This is a genomic window from Serratia sp. D1N4 (genome assembly GCF_054552755.1).
This window is the reverse complement of the sequence record NZ_CM137274.1, coordinates 2,684,784-2,702,291: the sequence shown is the minus strand read 5'-3', so window position 1 is coordinate 2,702,291 and position 17,508 is coordinate 2,684,784. Positions and strand designations below refer to the sequence as shown.

General features: G+C 50.9%; 17 protein-coding genes. 9 read left to right on the top strand and 8 right to left on the bottom strand.

All coding sequences use genetic code 11. From position 1 onward, the window contains the following. Positions 1 to 4: 4 nt before the first annotated feature. From ACX1CU_RS11805 to ACX1CU_RS11775, 7 genes are all read left to right on the top strand, one after another. The gene (locus ACX1CU_RS11805) at positions 5 to 1,030 is read left to right on the top strand and encodes a magnesium transporter (RefSeq protein WP_459398516.1); all 1,026 of its coding nucleotides are present in this window, start codon (positions 5 to 7) and stop codon (positions 1,028 to 1,030) included. Positions 1,031 to 1,158: 128 nt separating this feature from the next. After that, positions 1,159 to 1,251, top strand: coding sequence for a protein MgtS (gene mgtS, locus ACX1CU_RS11800; RefSeq protein WP_459398515.1), 93 nt, complete (start codon positions 1,159 to 1,161; stop codon positions 1,249 to 1,251). A 305-nt stretch (positions 1,252 to 1,556) separates the two neighbouring features. Continuing rightward, positions 1,557 to 2,921, top strand: coding sequence for a cation diffusion facilitator family transporter (locus ACX1CU_RS11795; RefSeq protein WP_459398514.1), 1,365 nt, complete (start codon positions 1,557 to 1,559; stop codon positions 2,919 to 2,921). A 220-nt stretch (positions 2,922 to 3,141) separates the two neighbouring features. Then, positions 3,142 to 5,565, top strand: a complete 2,424-nt coding sequence (locus tag ACX1CU_RS11790) for a DUF3772 domain-containing protein (protein ID WP_459398513.1) — start codon at positions 3,142 to 3,144, stop codon at positions 5,563 to 5,565. Positions 5,566 to 5,633: 68 nt separating this feature from the next. Continuing rightward, a complete protein-coding gene (locus ACX1CU_RS11785; protein WP_459398512.1) occupies positions 5,634 to 5,987 on the top strand; it encodes a cupin domain-containing protein in 354 nt (117 codons plus the stop codon). A 214-nt stretch (positions 5,988 to 6,201) separates the two neighbouring features. Beyond that, positions 6,202 to 6,444, top strand: a complete 243-nt coding sequence (locus tag ACX1CU_RS11780; protein ID WP_459402791.1) for a type II toxin-antitoxin system ParD family antitoxin — start codon at positions 6,202 to 6,204, stop codon at positions 6,442 to 6,444. Continuing rightward, entirely contained in the window at positions 6,437 to 6,730 is a 294-nt protein-coding gene (locus ACX1CU_RS11775) for a type II toxin-antitoxin system RelE/ParE family toxin (protein WP_459398511.1), read from the top strand. Before ACX1CU_RS11780 ends, ACX1CU_RS11775 begins: the two co-directional genes overlap by 8 nt. Before the next feature lie 224 nt (positions 6,731 to 6,954). Here the strand turns inward: ACX1CU_RS11775 and ACX1CU_RS11770 are convergent, their stop codons facing one another. After that, positions 6,955 to 7,281, bottom strand: coding sequence for a hypothetical protein (locus ACX1CU_RS11770; RefSeq protein WP_459398510.1), 327 nt, complete (start codon positions 7,279 to 7,281; stop codon positions 6,955 to 6,957). Positions 7,282 to 7,739: 458 nt separating this feature from the next. Between ACX1CU_RS11770 and ACX1CU_RS11765 the strand changes: the two genes are divergently transcribed. Further along, positions 7,740 to 8,009 carry a hypothetical protein gene (locus tag ACX1CU_RS11765; protein WP_459398509.1) on the top strand — a complete coding sequence of 90 codons (270 nt, stop codon included), beginning with the start codon at positions 7,740 to 7,742 and terminating at the stop codon, positions 8,007 to 8,009. 133 nt (positions 8,010 to 8,142) lie between these two features. Here ACX1CU_RS11765 and betA read toward each other — a convergent pair whose 3' ends face one another. The 3 genes from betA to betI are packed head-to-tail and all read right to left on the bottom strand — an operon-like array spanning position 8,143 to position 11,921. Continuing rightward, entirely contained in the window at positions 8,143 to 9,813 is a 1,671-nt protein-coding gene (gene betA, locus ACX1CU_RS11760) for a choline dehydrogenase (RefSeq protein WP_459398508.1), read from the bottom strand. Positions 9,814 to 9,833: 20 nt separating this feature from the next. After that, positions 9,834 to 11,306, bottom strand: a complete 1,473-nt coding sequence (gene betB / locus ACX1CU_RS11755) for a betaine-aldehyde dehydrogenase (protein WP_459398507.1) — start codon at positions 11,304 to 11,306, stop codon at positions 9,834 to 9,836. 27 nt (positions 11,307 to 11,333) lie between these two features. Beyond that, positions 11,334 to 11,921 (bottom strand): transcriptional regulator BetI, encoded by a 588-nt coding sequence (betI, locus tag ACX1CU_RS11750; RefSeq protein ID WP_459398506.1) that lies wholly within the window; start codon positions 11,919 to 11,921, stop codon positions 11,334 to 11,336. Positions 11,922 to 12,099: 178 nt separating this feature from the next. On the opposite strand from betI, the gene ACX1CU_RS11745 reads away from it, so the two are divergent. Beyond that, a complete protein-coding gene (locus ACX1CU_RS11745; protein ID WP_459398505.1) occupies positions 12,100 to 13,656 on the top strand; it encodes a BCCT family transporter in 1,557 nt (518 codons plus the stop codon). A gap of 51 nt (positions 13,657 to 13,707) precedes the next feature. Here ACX1CU_RS11745 and pfkB read toward each other — a convergent pair whose 3' ends face one another. The 4 genes from pfkB to ACX1CU_RS11725 form a co-directional block, all read right to left on the bottom strand. Next, positions 13,708 to 14,646, bottom strand: coding sequence for a 6-phosphofructokinase II (gene pfkB / locus ACX1CU_RS11740; RefSeq protein ID WP_459398504.1), 939 nt, complete (start codon positions 14,644 to 14,646; stop codon positions 13,708 to 13,710). 381 nt (positions 14,647 to 15,027) lie between these two features. Then, positions 15,028 to 15,717 carry a VIT1/CCC1 transporter family protein gene (locus ACX1CU_RS11735; protein ID WP_459398503.1) on the bottom strand — a complete coding sequence of 230 codons (690 nt, stop codon included), beginning with the start codon at positions 15,715 to 15,717 and terminating at the stop codon, positions 15,028 to 15,030. A gap of 19 nt (positions 15,718 to 15,736) precedes the next feature. Beyond that, positions 15,737 to 16,318 carry a flavin reductase family protein gene (locus ACX1CU_RS11730; protein ID WP_459398502.1) on the bottom strand — a complete coding sequence of 194 codons (582 nt, stop codon included), beginning with the start codon at positions 16,316 to 16,318 and terminating at the stop codon, positions 15,737 to 15,739. Positions 16,319 to 16,389: 71 nt separating this feature from the next. Then, positions 16,390 to 17,487, bottom strand: a complete 1,098-nt coding sequence (locus ACX1CU_RS11725) for a nickel/cobalt efflux protein RcnA (RefSeq protein ID WP_459398501.1) — start codon at positions 17,485 to 17,487, stop codon at positions 16,390 to 16,392. Positions 17,488 to 17,508: the final 21 nt, after the last annotated feature.

The window sequence follows — 17,508 nt, the reverse complement described above, 5'->3', positions numbered from 1 at the left end:
TAACATGATTAAATCACTTCCATATTCTTCAGCAATGGTGACAGCCGCACCGGCAATAGTTCACAAAGAATCTTCTGTTGCCTGCTACATGAGCTCAGATTTCATCACCGTTTCTGGCACGATGACCGTGAATGAGGCAAAAGACTATTTTTTGTCGCAATTGCAAACCGATGAAATACCCACACAACTGTTCATTACCGCCGATGATTACCATTTGCGTGGCATGCTGTCAGTGAAGAAACTGCTGCAATGCCGTGAAGGCGAGCGAACGCTGGGTTCAATGATGAACCATACCTACTTCCATGTTTCGCCGGATGATGACAGGAATAATGTCGCTCATTTGCTGGGTAAGGGCGGGCTGGATGTCGTGCCGGTGGTGGTCAATAAGACGCTGGTTGGTGTCTTGGGTGAAAAAGAGATTGCTCGTCTGATTGAAGATGAAAATACCGAAGATGCGCAGCGTCAGGGCGCCAGTTTGCCGCTGGATAAACCTTATCTGGAAACCAGCCCCTGGTCGCTGTGGCGTAAGCGTTCTGCCTGGTTACTGCTGCTGTTTGTGGCAGAAGCCTATACCGGTAACGTGCTGAAGGCGTTCGAAGAGCAACTGGAAGCGGCCATCGCGCTGGCATTCTTTATTCCGTTGCTGATCGGAACCGGCGGTAACAGTGGCACCCAGATCACTTCAACCCTGGTACGGGCCATGGCGCTGGGGGAAGTCAGCCTGCGCAATTTGGGCGCCGTCATCAGCAAAGAGGTGAGCACTTCGTTGCTGATCGCCATCACCATCGGGGTGGCGGCCTGGATCCGTGCCTGGATCATGGGGGTCGGCATGGATGTGACGTTGGTGGTCAGTCTGTCTCTGGTGGCAATCACTGTCTGGAGCGCGATTGTTGCCTCTATTATTCCGATGCTGCTGAAAAAAGGGGGGATCGATCCTGCTGTGGTCTCTGCTCCGTTTATTGCCACCTTTATTGATGGCACCGGTCTGATTATTTATTTCAAAATTGCTCAGGTTGTTCTGGGGATTTAACACGATTTATCGGCTCCTGCCGATGCGGGAGCCATAACCATGGAGGTACATCAACGCAATGAGCACTTTTTCAAGTGTACTTTTAATCAACGAGGTCGTTATCGATTATATTTAAAGAGGATTAAGTTATGGGAAACATGATGATGTTTATGGGTTTTTTGGGTTTGGTCAGCGTACTGGGGCTGGCAGCAGCCTACATGAGCACGAGATGGGATGACTAATGAACGAAAAAGAACCGCCTAGAAGCATCCTTCCCGTAATTGCATCATGGATTATGGGGAGGATTTTATACTGACAATATAATCCGTGAGTGATAATGATGGTTATTCTTATTATGGGTCTGCTTTACGCTATTTTAATGATCTCTGTAGGTATTAATGAGATTTATTTCTATTCAACCGGTAAGTCTGAATTTATTTCCAGTTTGATGTTAACCTTTTCAGGGAGTATTCTGCTCATCGCTTTTGTCTGGCAATTTTCGGCAAAAACAAAAAATTAATTTCTTACTCCGAACATGAGTTGTGTTATGCAAAATGAAAAGCAAGCCGTTGCCAGAAACTCAATGATTGCCAGCGGTCTACTGGCATTGGGCAAATTTATTGCCGGTATTTTCACCGGCAGTATTGGCCTTATCTCCGAAGGTATTCATTCCTTCACCGATTTTATCGCTACCTCTATTACTTGGTGGGCGGTGCGTGTCAGTGATAAACCGGCCGACGACGAACACCACTTTGGCCATGGCAAGGTCGAAAACCTGGCGGCACTGTTCGAGGTGCTATTACTGTTGGCCGCAGCAGGTTGGATCATTTACGAAGCGGTGAACAGCTTGCTGGGTGAGGCGCATCAGATTGTTGCTGCGCCCTTTGTCATTGCGGTGCTGCTGGTATCGATCGTGGTCGACTATTTCCGCGTGAAAGCGCTGAATCGTGTGGCAAAAGCGACCGACAGTGCGGCACTGGAGGCCGATGCGCTGCATTTCTTCTCCGATATGCTGTCATCTGGTGTGGTGTTGTTGGGCATGGTCTTTGTGCTGTTCGGTTTTGCCCGTGCGGATGCGCTGGCGGCACTGGTGGTGGCTTGCTTCATCCTGTTTGCGGCATTGAAGCTGGGCAAGCGCTCGTTTGATTCCCTGATCGACACCGCGCCAGCCGGTAGCCGGGAAGATATCGCTGCATTGCTCAACGATTTCCCGGCGATCCTCTCTACGGAAAACATTCGTTTGCGCAGTGCCGGGGCAACGCTGTTTATTGAGGTGAGCGTCGGAGTATGCCGGACCCTGTCGCTGGAGCGGATCAACACGCTGAAAACCGAGATTGCCGCACAAATTACGCAACAATATACCAAGGCGGAGGTGAGGGTGATTGCCATCCCTCAGGCCAGAAGCGATGAAGATATGGCGACCCGTATCCGTATGCTGGCGGCCAATCACGGTGCCGTGGTGCAAAATCTCACGCTACAACAGTTGGCAGATCATATGTCGATCAGTATGGATTTGGCGGTACCGGCCAGTGCCAGCGTGGAGCAGGCGCATGATATCGCCTGTGAAGTGGAGCATGTTCTGCGCCAGGCGCTCGGGGAAAATACCGAGATAGAAACACATTTGGAACCGCAGACAGCGCATTGCCTGACCAGCCAGGATGTGGAACACGGTGAGTTGGCGCAGATCCAGCAAGCACTGGCGCTATCAGCTGAAAACGGCGGGCTGGTGAAGGATGTACATAATATCCGCGCCCGTAAAACGTCACAGGGTGTGATTGTGAATTTCCATTGCCGGGTTTTGCCTGCGCTGTCGATTAGCGCGGCGCACGATGCTGTCGACTTTATTGAAAGGCAACTGAGAATGCAGTTTCCGGCCGTATCGCGGGTTATCGGGCACGTCGAACCGCTGTGATTGACTAACGCCCCTTGCCATCAGGAAAGGGGCGTTTTACCGTTTAACCATTGTTGCCTTCCTGCACGCCAACCTAGCCTTGATTTACAACTTCTGATCTGATTCTCGGATGAATACGCTTTTGCGCGGAATAGGTTATTACTATAATCAGCTCCTATTATTCAGGCGAAATCGGTTCATCGCTTCGTCTGTCGCCAACTCATCCTGAGTATTCACGGTTATGATGAAGCCTTTACAGATATTCCTGTTCACCTGTTTGTTGTTTGGCCTGCAACTGGCCCCGTTGACACATGCCGCAGTTCCGGCGACCACTGCGGCAAGCAGCCAGCCAGATACCGCTACGGTACTGAAGAATTATCAAAAACAACTGGATGCGATTAAGCAGCAGGTCTCTAAAGCCCACACAGATAATCAGTTAAGCAAACTGTTTATTGCTACGCAGACCTTGGCGACAAGCTTAGAGAAATTGGTGACCGACCTGCAACCAGAGCAGGAAAAATTGCAGGCGCAGCTGGACGTACTTGGGCCAGAACCTGCGCCAGGTTCGATGGCAGAAACGGCCGCTGTTGCCAAGCAACGCAATATGCTCAACAGCAGTAAAGGGCAGTTGGATGATGCGGTAAAACGTTCTCAAGCGATTAGAGCCAATGCCATCGCGCTGGGGCAACAGATCAACGATCTGCGCCGCGTCGCATTCAAAACACAGCTAGCGTTAAACACTGGCAGTATTTTGACTTCTGACTTCTGGGGGGCAGAGGAACAGCCGCCCGAAGAAGACCTAAACCAGTTCAGCGATTTTAATCAGCAGATGCTGCAGATTTGGGATACCAGTTGGCAAGAGGAATGGCGTTACGGCACGTCGGGATTATTGGGATTGGTCGTTGTCATTTGGTCGTTGGGTCGTTATGCCGTTGAGCGTTTTTTGGCCTGGCTGAGTATTCGTTACTTACCGGATGGCAGGTTGCGCCGTAGCTTTATGGCGCTGGCGACGGCGATGATTACCCTGCTTGCAGCCACAGTTGCGCTAAATCTGATTGAGTTCACCTTTTCACGCATTCAAGAATTCAGCCCTGTAGTGCAAGACTTTGCTAATGGTTTCAAACAATTGGGGATTTTCTGTGCGTTGATCGCAGGGTTAGGGCGGGCTTATCTTTCACTTAACCGCCCATCCTGGCGTTTGGCGCACATGGAGGATGCTATTGCTTCCGGAATGCGCTATTTCCCACCATTGCTTGCCGCCTTGGCATTGGCTTTTGGTTCGATAGAACAGATTAACAACGTAACGGGTGCCAGCCTTAAAACAACGGTATTGGGCAACGGACTGGTCTCTACTTTGATGGCGTTGGTACTCTTGGCCATACCTTTACGCGCTCGCCATATTCGCCATCAATTGGTGCGTAATGGTGAACATGTTGAGAAACGCTCCACGCTTGATGGGATAGCTAATATCCTGATTTTGCTATCTTCCATAGTGATACTGTTATCACTGTTAATAGGCTACGTCGCCTTTGCTCGTTTTTTGGTCTACCAGCTAATCTGGATTGCGCTGGTTCTGATGGCGTTTTATTTCCTGGTGCTGTTCACCACCGATCTCTGTGCCGCTGTTTTCTCGCCGCAAACCACCAGTGGCCGTGCATTGAAGAAGTCACTTAACTTCAAAGATCGCCATCTTGAGCAATTGACGATTATTTTCACCGCTATCGGCAAATGTTCATTATTGCTCCTGATGCTTGTTGCATTACTTAATGGCTCATTCGGTACTACAACACCCAATTCGCTGATTGAGAAAATTATCGCCATTTTGAGCGGCGATGGACTGAAACGGCTGAATATCGTCCCGAGCAATCTGCTCAATGCGGTAATTATCCTGGTGATCGGTATCTATGTCCTGCGGGTGACCCAGCGCTGGTTAAGCCATGAGTTATTGCCAAAAACCATCAGCGATATTGGTATCCGGGCATCATTAGTGACGCTGTTCAGCAACGTTGGTTATGTGTTGATCATTTTGATCACCTTGGCCACGTTGGGTATTCAATGGAACAATCTGGCCTGGATTGTCAGTGCATTATCGGTCGGTATCGGTTTTGGCTTACAGGAGATTGTGAAGAACTTTATTTCCGGCCTGATCCTGCTCACCGAACGCCCGGTAAAAGTAGGGGACATGATTGGTATTGGCGGTGTAGAAGGTGATGTGCGTCGTATTAACGTACGCGCCACGGAAATCCAGCTGAGCGATCGTTCGACCATGATTGTGCCTAATTCCCAGCTTATTTCGCAGAACGTGCGTAATGCCACCATGGGCAATGCACAGGGTGTGGTGACGATTGCGCTGACGTTCCCCATTGATATCGATCCTGAACTGGTGCGCAATATTTTGCTGAGCGCATATCGGGAATATGAATCCATCCTTGAAACGCCTGCGCCTTATGTACGCTTTAGCCAACTTGGCCCAGATGGCATCATCCTCAGCGTGACGGGCTATGTTGCCAGCCCGCGCATGGTCGGCGCCACTAAGAGCGATCTGCTGTTTAATATCCTCAAGTTGTTGCGTGAACAGCGGGTAAATCTTTCCAATCCGAAAGAAATAGTATTTATGAAGCAAAACGCCAAAGAGCTTATCGACGAAGAAGAGCATTCATCCTGAGCATTCATTTATAATGGCTTACAAAAATCAGGGTGATTAAGTTTTGTTGATAATGGAGAAACGTGCAGATGATAACGAATATGCTGAAACATTTTCCTGACGCCGCGCTCAAGGCAGAAGCGGAAACTTTCGAGGAATTGATATCTCAGCCTGGAGTGTTAATTGAGCGCATCATTTCTACCGGGCAATCGAGCCCGCCGGGATTCTGGTATTGCCAACCCCAAAGTGAATGGGTCATGGTGTTACAGGGTTCCGCAGGCGTACGGTTCGAAAATGAAGCAGAAGTACGAGAGATGCACGTGGGTGACTTCATTAACATCCCGGCACAATGTCGACACCGGGTCGAATGGACAGATCCAGATGGCCCGACCGTGTGGTTAGCCGTTCATTACGGTTTAGAGGTGTCAGAAAAAAGTCTGTAGTTTGAACGCCGCCCGCGAAAATCAGTCCAGCTGGTGACTCACTACTGCAAAATTTTGCATGCGTTTTGGTGAAATCTGTAGGGCAATGTAGCGATTGTTTCTCAGATTTCGCGTAGCGCAACCATGACGGAAGGCATATTTGCCGATGCGCTGGCAGTCATTACAACACTTTGCTATTGTTGTATTACTGAGTAATACAACAATAGGAAAATTTATGGCACGAGTAACCAGCGTTACCCTCGGTGAGCATTTCAACGGATTCGTTGGCGATATGATCCAATCTGGTCGTTATGGCAATACATCCGAAGTTGTCCGCGACGCTTTACGCCTGATGGAAGCTCGCGAACAGCGTATGCAAAATGTCCGTGAAATGGTACTGGCAGGTCTGAATTCCCCAGCCAGCAAAAACAGTATGGATGACATTTTTGCAAGGGCTGCAAAGGACTTAAATGTATAAGCTTTCCGAGCTGGCTGATGAAGATATCTTTCAGATTGCCCGTTACACAATACAGCAGTTTGGTCAAAACCAGGCCCGGCGTTATCACGATGAACTGAAAAGAGCTTTTGAGCTACTGGCCACATCTCCTTGGATTGGCAGGGAATGTGATTGGGTATGCGCAGGGATGCGTCGCTTCGAATTCAAGAAACACTCCATCTATTACATGTTGCAGGATAACGACATCTTCATTTTACGCGTTATTCACCAATCTATGGACGTTGATATACTCGACTTTCCTGAATGAGTCTTTAGGTGTCAGAAAGAAGTCTGTAGATTTGAACGCCGCCCGCGAAAGTCAGTCCAGCAGGTGGCTCACTGCTGCAAAATTTTGCAGGCGTTTTGGTGAAATCTGTAAGGGCGATGTAGCTATTGTTTCTCAGATTTCGCGTAGCGCAACCAAGTAGTAGCCCATACACACCATAAGCCGCATGGGCTATTTAACTCCCGACGTCACTCAGTTAACACCAGTTACAAGAATTTGTGTTGTTTCAGCACGCCTTTGTCGTCAAAAGTAAATAAAATCGACTGTCCAAGGCCATTTTGGCATAGGATTCCATCAGTGTTGATATCGTCCGTAATCCCTTGGCAGGCCATATTGCTGACATAAGGACGAATTTGGCATTTCATCGTTTTGCCATCTTTAATGATCAGCTGGTTTGATTCGTCAATTTCATTTGCTGCTGGTGTCGGACAGGAGCCTTGCCCCCAACTAACGCCATGATGTTTATCAAATGCCGAACACCCCTGAAGCAGGAGTGCACTGGTAAGGATCGCCATGAGGTATTTCTTTTTCATTATCCAATACTCCTGAAGAGTTTGAAAAAGTATTACTGCAATAAAATCCAACCCTGAACGTTTTGATTCTGCGGTAGAAATGCTTGAGAATGTCATCAAGAAAGAAAGCCCGCATCATCATAATCAACAGCATTATATGATGGTGATCTACCTGAAAGCGGTGATGCATGTCAGTAATTTAGCAGCGTGAGCCACTGATCTATGACGATATCCAGATTCTACGCGCAGCATCATTGGTGCGCATAATGTATATTATGTTAAATTGCGTGCATGGGTTCATTAGTTCATGGCTGTCCTCTACATGACAACAAATCAAGCTGTTACCTTCTACACCCTCTTTTATGAGATTGACGCCGAACGCATATTCTTGGTGTAAATATGCCCTCAATTTGTCCACGCCACCGAGATGATGCTATACAAGACACTGAGTTACTGCTTGCGATATCTCAAGGGGAAAAATGTCTAATACAATGTCACAACGCGCGGCCAGAGAAGGTCTGGGTTCACCGGAGCTCTTTGAAGGTGGTGTGTATATTACGAAAAATGGTGTTGCTGAACTGTTCGTTCAAACTGCTGCTGAACGTGAAGCTGAAATTCGGGCACAGGAATTAGAGCGGCAGGCCAATGCCCTGCTTAAATTCGCCATGCTGGCAAAGCAAGACATCCATCATGGGCACGGACTGAGCGTTGAGGAGACCCGGCAGAAATTGCGAGAAGCTCGTAAATAGAAGGCTTACAGATGTTTAACGTCGTTAATGGCCAGTCAGGCAAAACCATCACTAACCCGTGCTTAGCCGATGGATTTACTTGCCTTCCTTATCAATTATGAAACCTGCCCTTTTCTACACCCTGCCCCAACCACTAGCGCCGAACAGGGTCACCATTGGCAACATAATAAGGCACCTCAATACGCGCCAACGGCTGGCGGCCACGGATTGCGTCGGCGATTTTCTCGGCAATCATAATGGTAGGTGCATTCAGGTTCCCGGTGGTGATCTGCGGCATAATTGAGGCATCAACAACGCGCAGCCGATCGATGCCGTGCACTTTGCCATCATTTCCAACTACCGCCATATTGTGGTAACCCATGGCGTTTGAGCAGGATGGATGGTAAGCCGTTTCTGCATGATTACGCACGAAGTCATCCAGCTCGGCATCGCTTTGCCTATTAATACCCGGCGAAATCTCTTTGCCGCGGAATGGCTCCAGAGCACGTTGCTGCATAATTTCACGCGTAATGCGGATCCCGGCGCGGAACTCCCGCCAGTCCTGCTCGTGTGCCATATAGTTGAACAGAATACTCGGATGCTCATTAGGATCTTTTGAACGAACCTGGATGCGCCCGCGGCTTGGCGAACGCATCGAGCCCACATGCGCCTGGAAGCTATGGACTTTTATCGGGTTAGACCCGTTATAGTTAACGGCGACCGGCAGGAAATGGTATTGAATGTTCGGCCATTCAAACTCTTCATGGCTGCGAATAAAGCCACCGGCCTCAAAGTGGTTACTGGCGCCAACGCCGCTTCCCATCAGCAACCATTCCGCCCCGATCGCTGGGCGATTGTGCAGTTTCATCGCCGGGGATAAAGAGACGGGCTGTTTACACTCATACTGCAGATACATCTCCAGGTGATCCTGCAGGTTGGCCCCTACCCCTGGCAGATCGAGAACGATCGGGATATCTAAGCCTTTCAGCAGTTCGCCTGGGCCGACGCCGGAGCGCTGCAGGATTTGTGGTGAAGCGATAGCACCGGCACAAAGCAGCACTTCACGCCGCGCGCGTGCATGGCGTTTTTCTCCTTTTTGCAGCCAGGCTACGCCGGTGGCGCACTGGTTATCAAAAAGAATGCGATCGGTGACCGCATGCACTTCAATAGTCAGATTCTGGCGTGGACGTGCCTGATCAAGGTAACCACGCGCGGTGCTGGAGCGGCGGCCGCGCGGTGTGACGGTTCTGTCCATCGGGCCAAAACCTTCCTGCTGATAACCATTAAGGTCGTCGGTGCGTGGATAACCGGCTTGCACCGCCGCTTCGACCATCGCGTGGAACAGCACGTTGTTATCCGGTTTTGGCGTTGTGACGCTGACGGGGCCGTTGTCACCATGATAGTCATTGCCGCCGATATCACGGCGTTCCGCGGCTTTAAAGTAAGGTAAACAATCCAGATAGCTCCAGTTTTCCAGCCCTTTCTCTTTCGCCCAGCTATCGTAATCCAGAGCGTTGCCACGGATATAACACATCCCATTAATCAGCGAGGATCCGCCTAAGCCCTTACCCCGCCCACACTCCATGCGGCGGTTATTCATAAAGGGTTCAGGATCGGTAAGATAAGCCCAGTTATAGCGGCGGCCCTGTAACGGGAAAGCCAATGCCGCGGGCATCTGGGTGCGGAAATCCTGGCGATAGTCCGGGCCCCCGGCTTCCAGAAGTAACACTGTCACATCAGCATCTTCGGTCAGGCGCGTTGCCAACACATTGCCTGCCGAGCCAGCACCGATAATGATGTAGTCATACTCCCTGATATTACTCATAAATACTCCAATAGATGCGGTTAAAATATCGAGCTGAAAGTACCGAGTTCAACCTGAACTGACTTGATGCGCGTGTAGTGCGCCAGTGAGCTGATGCCATTTTCACGCCCGACGCCGGACTGCTTATAGCCGCCAACCGGCATTTGTGCGGGCGACTCACCCCAGGCGTTGATCCAGCAAATACCGGCTTCCAGCTGATGAATGGTACGGTGCGCTTTCGCCAGATCGCGGGTCACCACGCCAGCCGCCAAACCAAATTGGGTGTTGTTTGCTCGGGCGATGGCTTCTTGTTCATCGTCGTAGGTCAGAATACTCATCACCGGGCCAAAGATTTCCTCTTTGACGATGGTGTGATGATCTTCACAGTCGGTAAAAATGGTCGGTTGTACATACGCCCCTTGTGCGAAAGCCCCCGAGGTTTCGCGAGCACCGCCGCAAAGCAGGCGTGCACCTTCAGCCTTGCCGCTTTCGATGTGGCTCAACACGTTTTCCATATGTTGGAAGCTGACTAGTGGGCCAAAGTTGGTGAGAGGATCCATCGGATCGCCAAGGCGAATACGCTTAACTCGCGTGATTAACGCCTGTTCCAACGCAGCCTGTTGTGAACGATGAACAAACACGCGGGTTCCGTTAGTACAAACCTGACCAGAACTATAGAAGTTGGCCATCATGGCGATATCTGCTGCCAGTTCGATATCGGCATCTGGCAGGATCAGGAGCGGTGATTTACCCCCCAGTTCCATGGTGACTTCTTTCAGTGAGGAAGCGGCGGCGCTGGCCATCACTTTCTTGCCGGTTTCAACGCCGCCGGTGAAGGAGATTTTTTCAATACGTGGATGCTCGCTCAGCAATTGGCCGACGTAACGCCCCGCGCCCTGGAGAACATTAAACACGCCATCGGGCAGACCGGCTTCGGTATAAATTTCCGCCAGCTTCAGCGCACTCAAAGGGGTCACTTCGCTTGGCTTAAAGATCATGGCATTACCGGCAGCCAGAGCAGGTGCCGATTTCCACAGCGCAATTTGAATCGGGTAATTCCAAGCCCCAATCCCGGCGGTTACGCCTAATGGTTCACGGCGTGTATAGAAGAAGCTGGTATCGCGTAACGGGTATTGCCCCCCTTCGAAGGCGTCGGCAAGGCCAGCATAATATTCCAGCACATCGGCACCGGTAACGATATCCACAACTGATGTTTCAGAGTAAGCCTTGCCGGTGTCTAACGTTTCAAGCTGCGCCAACTCATCGTTACGTTGACGCAGGATCTCAACGGCGCGTAGCAAAACGCGTGAACGTTCGGTCCCGGTCATGGCCGCCCAGATTTTTTGACCACGCTCGGCACTCACCACCGCACGTTCCACATCGGCTTCGGTAGCACGTTGTACCTCTGCGAGTATTTCGCCGTTCGCGGGGTTGATGGTGTGAAACGTTTCAGAACCGCTGGCATCGGTCAATTGACCATCAATATAAAGCCGTTGTACCGGAAATCTTGCCATTAACATGTTCCTTCTATTTAGAGGTGATTAAGTGCTTGAAGATAAAATGCTTTCAACATAGTCATAAGCAATTTCACTGGCCTTGCTGGCGTTGAAAGCCGCTCCTGTCAGGCTTCCGCGTAGCCACAAGCCATCAATCATTGCAGCGAGCCCACGAGCCGCCTTGCGTGCCTGTTCCTTTGGCATGACTTTTTGAAATTGATAGCAAATATTTGAAAACAGGCGCTGATCGTTAACGCGCTGCAAGCGGCTCAGCGCTGGCTGATGCATGCTCGCGGCCCAAAAGTTGAGCCAGATGCGCATTGACAGAGAATTGGTCTGGCTAGGGTGAAAGTTGCCGTCGATGATGGCAAAAAGTTGTGCTTTCACTGAGCTATCCGCATTTTTACGGCACTCAGCAATGGCGTCATGGAGATCGCGCAACATCTTACGCATCGTCGCGTTGAGAAAGGCCTCTTTATCGCCGAAGTAGTGGCTGACGAGCCCGCCGGACATCCCTGCCAAGCTGGCTACCTGGGAGATGGTCACCCCCGCCAAACCTACGTCTCCGATAACTTTACAAGCCGCGTTAATCAACTGCTCTTTTCTCTGATCTGGAATGTCTTTGCGGTACATCTGGCCTCCGAAAGTGATGTGGATTCACCCCATAGTACATAAAAAATTCATTGATTGAACGCTCAATCAACATACTATATGCTGCAAAAATGTAAAACAAACGGTTTCTTTTTGTTAAAAATCGCTTGCTATTTGCGGGCGACGCCGTTCAACAACCTTTGCATCATGGAACTGACAAATGACAGTGATGAATCCAAAACCCGTCGATGAAGAATCGATACGGCTTAATGCCCCCGTTTTTTTCACTTCAGCAACGGTTATTCTGCTGCTGGGTCTGTTGGTGGCATTCTTTCCTACCGGTAGTCAGAAATGGTTAAGTGAAGCGCAAATATGGATGTCGGACGTTTTTGGCTGGTACTACATGCTGCTGATGGTGGTTTGCATGATATTTGTGTTCTGGCTGGCACTGTCACGTTTTGGGCAGATCAAGTTAGGCAAAGAGGACGAAGCACCCGAGTTTAATTATCTCTCCTGGATCTCGATGTTATTCTCCGCCGGGATTGGCATCGCGTTGGTTTATTACGGTGCTTACGAACCTCTCGATCACTTCCTACAGCCACCGGAAGGAACAGGCGGAACGCCGCAGGCTGCCCGTGAAGCGATGGTGATCACCTTCCTCCATTGGGGGCTGCACGGTTGGGCGCTGTATGCGCTGATTGCTACCGCACTAGCCTATTTTGCCTATCGCCGTGGATTACCACTGGCGTTACGTTCGGCCTTGTACCCGATGTTTGGTGAGCGGATCCACGGTTGGATTGGTCATCTGGTAGACAGTTTTGGAATTCTGGTGACCGTTATTTCGATGGTCACTAATCTGGGGATTGCCGCATTGCTGCTAAATTCTGGCTTGAACTACCTGTTTGATATTCCCCAAGCCCCGTACGTGTTGCTGATGCTGATCGTCGTGATGATGATCGTGGCCACGCTTGCTGCGGTGACTGGCGTGGAGAAAGGCATTGCCATATTGTCGAATATCAATATCGGCTTTTTGAGTCTGCTGTTGCTGTTTGTCTTTCTGAATGGGCCAACGCTCAATCTGGTCAACGGGTTATTACAAAATACCGGGGATTATCTCTCTTCGCTGGTGGGTAAGAGTTTTGATGTTTATCTCTATGGTAAAGCCCGCCAATGGCAAGGAGCATGGACGCTGTTCTATTGGGCATGGTGGGTTGCCTGGGCTCCGTTTGTCGGGATGTTTATCGCCAGGATTTCTAAAGGCCGAACCATTCGTGAACTGATCCTTGGCGTAATGTTAATCCCTTTGGGTTTTACGCTGGCATGGCTGTCGATCTTCGGTAATACCGCTATCAGCTTAGTCTTGGAGCAAGGCAATGCTCTGCTCGGCAAAGTGGCAATCTCCGATCCGCCAATGGCGGTGTTTCAACTGCTTGAATATTTGCCCTATACGCAAATTACCACCGGTTTCACGATATTGATCAGCTTTGTCCTGTTCCTGACGCCGGTTGATTCAGGAACGCTGATGATTGCCAATCTCTCCAGTATCGGGGGAACCAGCAGTGATGATGCCCCCGCTTGGCTGCGGATTTTCTGGGCATCAGTCACCACGCTGGTGTGTGCTGGTTTACTGTATGCGGGGAGCTTCGGGGCAATGCAAACGGCGGTGGTGTTATGCGGGTTGCCATTCTCGATCGTCATCATGCTATATATGGTTAACCTGTACAAAGAGCTCCACCACGTTGAAAGCAGAATCACCCTACCGGCCCATAAGATTTAGTATCGGCTTGCTGGCTGCCCACATCGGCAGCCAGCCTAGTGACGGGATACGCTAATGCGAATTTTTGCAGATGTAGTGATACAGCCGCTGAGTATCCTCTAATGAACAAAGACGCGTGCCCAGATTAAGCGTAGCCGCACTGCCTGCTGCCACGCCAAAGCGCACGGTATCGATCAGATCGGCGCCGTGCGCCAGCTTCAATGTCATCGCACCTACCATGCTGTCACCTGCCCCGACGGTACTCATTTTCTTCACCGGCGGCGGCACTATCTGCACACAGTGATCCCGATCGATCGCCAATGCCCCCTGTGGCCCAAGCGACACCACCACCCGTTCGGCGGCACCGCACTGAACCAATTCCTGAGCGGCACTGCGCACATCATCAGGGTGTTCCAACGATCGGCCGATCAGCGCTGAGAGCTCATTCTGATTGGGTTTTACCAACGCAAGCCCGCCCAAATCCAGGCAAGCCTTTAACGCATCGCCAGAGCTATCAACGATACATTGCAAGCCCATTGCCTGTGCCTGTTGCACCAGATAAGTTAATTTTTCAATGGCGGTACCTGGCGGCAAACTGCCGCTGATCACCAGAATTGAACCGGAAGGAATGTTGTGTACGCGCTCCACAAGCTGATCAAACTCTGCCTCATTCAAGCGCGCACCCGGCATAACAAAACGAAACTGCTCGCCGCTATTGTCTGCATGAACGTGCAGGTTTTGCCGCGTCCAGTCCTGGGTTCTCAAGGTTTCCGTATGAATACCTTCCCGATCGAGCAGCTCTTTCAAGTGTTCGCCCGTCGGGCCACCGATAGGGAAAATCGCGGTAGCTTGCCCACCAAGATACACAACGGCGCGGGCTACGTTGATCCCTCCGCCGCCGGGTTCAAATATCGGCGTAGTACAGCGTAGCTTCCCTTCAGGGTAGATTTTGGCGGTGGTTGTTGCACTGTCTAGCGATGGGGACAATGTTAAAGTGAAAATCTGAGTCATGATAATACAACCTTCTTTTTTTGGGTTTTACTTCGTGACAAGACGGTGAGAAAGTTCAGAAATAAGTAACTCCCCTAAGTAAAGCACATAACGCCACGTTGATGAGATTGCATCGAGAGTGTGAAAATAAAGCCCTTAGCGGATATAACACCGGGCTGTCGATTGAGGCTGTGCAAGAGAGGTATGGCGTTCTGCGAGTTGCGAAACTTGGTAGCAATGAAAATCCATTGGGAGTTTCGCCAAAACTATTTACCTGTTTGGTATTCTTGGCTAAAGATGACTTTTTATGCGCGTTCCGATTTTCTTACGGACGTTTTTCACCCCTTAGGAATAAGGAACTCGCTGAGGCGGAAACATTGCCGCAGCGAGCCACTACCGTCGTCAACCTGCTACCAAACCAAATAATGCCCCGACGCCGGATGATACCCCCATGGCGAGCGCACTCCAGAATGTGATGCGGATAATGCCTGGGCCGATAGGGGCTCCCCCGGCTTTAGCCGCAATGCCGCCCAGGATCGCCAGCGACAACAAAGCCGATAGCGCGATGGCTGGGATCGCCCACTGCGCAGCCACAATCAGCGCGACACAAAGCGGCAGTATCGCGCCGACGGCAAAGCTCGTTGCCGAAGCCAGCGCCGCCTGCAATGGGCGCGCGGTAGTGATTTCTGAAATACCCAGTTCATCGCGGGCGTGAGCCCCCAGAGCATCATGCTGCATCAGCTTTTCTGCCACTTGCTTGGCTAACGCCAAATCCAGCCCGCGATGCACATAAATAGAGGTTAACTCGCGGTGTTCGCCTGGATAATCAGCGTGCAGTTCAGCCTGTTCTTCTGCCAGCGCGGCACTCTCCGTATCGGCCTGGGAGGAAACCGAGACATATTCCCCGGTCGCCATCGACATCGCCCCTGCTACCAAGCCTGCAATTCCCGTCAGCAAAATGCTGCTGTGGGTGGCGTTGGCTGAAGCAACGCCCAATAACAGGCTGGCGGTAGAAACAATGCCGTCATTGGCACCTAAAACGGCGGCTCGCAGCCAGCCGATCTTTTCTATGCTGTGGCGTTCTCTGTGCATCAGGGCTTTCCTTTTCTTATCACTTCTGTTTGCTGGCCGTCAGTGTCTCACCAATGGCATAGAATTGCCCGCCGGCAATGTAGTGCAAACTGCGCAGTGATGGATCTGCGGTTTCATAGTGCCAATGCCCCTGCTTGAACACGCGCGTATCTGCCCATGCACCGTTCACTTCGCCAATGAACAGGTCGTGGGTTTGCTGATTGTGCGGCTCCGGGATTAAGCGGCATGCGAGCCAGGCAGCACACCCGGTCACAAAAGGCAGATCGTAGCCGTCGATGCTAAACAGTGTCACCCCGCAACGCGCCAGTTTATCCGGCTCTGTGAACAGACTGCGGTTACCCACTTCATAGGTCAATTGCAGTTGCGCCACCGTAGGCACCTGTACCACAAAAGTGCCACTGCCTTCGATCAGTTCGCGAGTTTTAGTCGATTTATCCAGCACCACGCTTAACTTCGGCGGTGAGAAATCCAGCGCACAGGCCCAGGCGGCGGCCATCACATTATCAACCTGCTCATGGCGAGCAGAGACCAGGATCGTCGGGCCGTGGTTGATCAAGCGATAGGCTTTTTCGAGTGCAACGGGGGCAATGTATTTATCCATAAAATCTCTTAAAGTTGGTTGATGTTCAGCGAGTTAACCCTACTTCGCTCGGCACATTTGGGGGCATTGAATTATTTCATCAACCCCGCCCAACCATGGTATCCCATGTAGATACCGACAACGGCGATCAACACGCTTGAAAAATAAGGTGCTCTACGCGCCAGCGTGTTGAAACCGCTCCAACGCTGTGTCGCTCGCTGGACGCTATAGGCTGCGGCAACACCGACGGCCACCAAAGTGATTGCCAGCCCGATACTGAAGCACAACACCAGTGCGGCACCCAAGGTGAATGCTTTCACTTGGATGCACAACAAAAGTACCGTGATAGCGGCCGGGCATGGGATCAAGCCACCGGTCAGGCCAAAAAGGACGATTTGACCGGTGGTGACGTTACGATTGGCAAAACGCCGTTTGATATCGCTGGCATGTGCTTTTTCATGAGCATCCTGATATTCCTGAGAAGAGACATCCAGCCCTGTCAGTTCCGCGTGATCGTGCTCCTGGAACATGACCTCGTAATCATGTGAGTGCCCGCCATGTGTCAACGATAAACGCGCGGTGAAATGGTGAGGTTCAGGGATCGGGTGCACTGACTGTAAAAAGTCCCCGTGTTCTTCAAACTCAAAAAGCTGCGGAGCCTCGTTTTCCCTCAACGTGGTGACGGTAACCTTTTGGGCTCCCCAATGTTGTCCTGATAGATTTTTTAAACGCCAGTGAGGAGGCATGCCTTGTTCAAAAATCGATAACTCAACCTGCCCGTGCCCCGTATCAATCAGCTGTGATTCATCATGTTCATGCGGCTCATGCCCGGCCTTCCATTGCTGCTCTCCGCGCCAGGTACGCCAAAACATCCATAAGGCCGTGGCCAAAATAATCACCGCAGAGATAAGTTGGAAATAAGGTTCACTGGCTTCTGCGGTGAATTGGCGGCTCAGGTACATCCCGCCAAAGGCGATCAACCACACAACGGTCGTATGTGACAGCGTGGCAGCCAACCCCAACAGGACCGCCTGTTTTATGGTGCCCCGGACGGCAACGATAAACGCAGCCATCATCGTTTTGGAATGCCCGGGTTCCAGGCCGTGCAGTGCGCCAAGCAAAATGGCACTGGGGATAAATAGCCAGGCGTTGCCTATGCCTTGCTGTAATAAGGCGGAAAAGTCCGTCATAGATAAGTTCTCTAAAAAATT

Coding starts and splice junctions, on each gene's coding strand:
- ACX1CU_RS11770 (WP_459398510.1), bottom strand. CDS start 7,281: ATGAAAAAGAAATACCTCATGGCGATCCTTACCAGTGCACTCCTGCTT.
- ACX1CU_RS11785 (WP_459398512.1), top strand. CDS start 5,634: ATGATAACGAATATGCTGAAACATTTTCCTGACGCCGCGCTCAAGGCA.
- ACX1CU_RS11735 (WP_459398503.1), bottom strand. CDS start 15,717: ATGCACAGAGAACGCCACAGCATAGAAAAGATCGGCTGGCTGCGAGCC.
- betA (WP_459398508.1), bottom strand. CDS start 9,813: ATGAGTAATATCAGGGAGTATGACTACATCATTATCGGTGCTGGCTCG.
- ACX1CU_RS11790 (WP_459398513.1), top strand. CDS start 3,142: ATGATGAAGCCTTTACAGATATTCCTGTTCACCTGTTTGTTGTTTGGC.
- ACX1CU_RS11765 (WP_459398509.1), top strand. CDS start 7,740: ATGTCTAATACAATGTCACAACGCGCGGCCAGAGAAGGTCTGGGTTCA.
- betB (WP_459398507.1), bottom strand. CDS start 11,306: ATGGCAAGATTTCCGGTACAACGGCTTTATATTGATGGTCAATTGACC.
- ACX1CU_RS11805 (WP_459398516.1), top strand. CDS start 5: ATGATTAAATCACTTCCATATTCTTCAGCAATGGTGACAGCCGCACCG.
- ACX1CU_RS11775 (WP_459398511.1), top strand. CDS start 6,437: ATGTATAAGCTTTCCGAGCTGGCTGATGAAGATATCTTTCAGATTGCC.
- betI (WP_459398506.1), bottom strand. CDS start 11,921: ATGTACCGCAAAGACATTCCAGATCAGAGAAAAGAGCAGTTGATTAAC.
- ACX1CU_RS11730 (WP_459398502.1), bottom strand. CDS start 16,318: ATGGATAAATACATTGCCCCCGTTGCACTCGAAAAAGCCTATCGCTTG.
- pfkB (WP_459398504.1), bottom strand. CDS start 14,646: ATGACTCAGATTTTCACTTTAACATTGTCCCCATCGCTAGACAGTGCA.
- ACX1CU_RS11745 (WP_459398505.1), top strand. CDS start 12,100: ATGACAGTGATGAATCCAAAACCCGTCGATGAAGAATCGATACGGCTT.
- mgtS (WP_459398515.1), top strand. CDS start 1,159: ATGGGAAACATGATGATGTTTATGGGTTTTTTGGGTTTGGTCAGCGTA.
- ACX1CU_RS11780 (WP_459402791.1), top strand. CDS start 6,202: ATGGCACGAGTAACCAGCGTTACCCTCGGTGAGCATTTCAACGGATTC.
- ACX1CU_RS11795 (WP_459398514.1), top strand. CDS start 1,557: ATGCAAAATGAAAAGCAAGCCGTTGCCAGAAACTCAATGATTGCCAGC.
- ACX1CU_RS11725 (WP_459398501.1), bottom strand. CDS start 17,487: ATGACGGACTTTTCCGCCTTATTACAGCAAGGCATAGGCAACGCCTGG.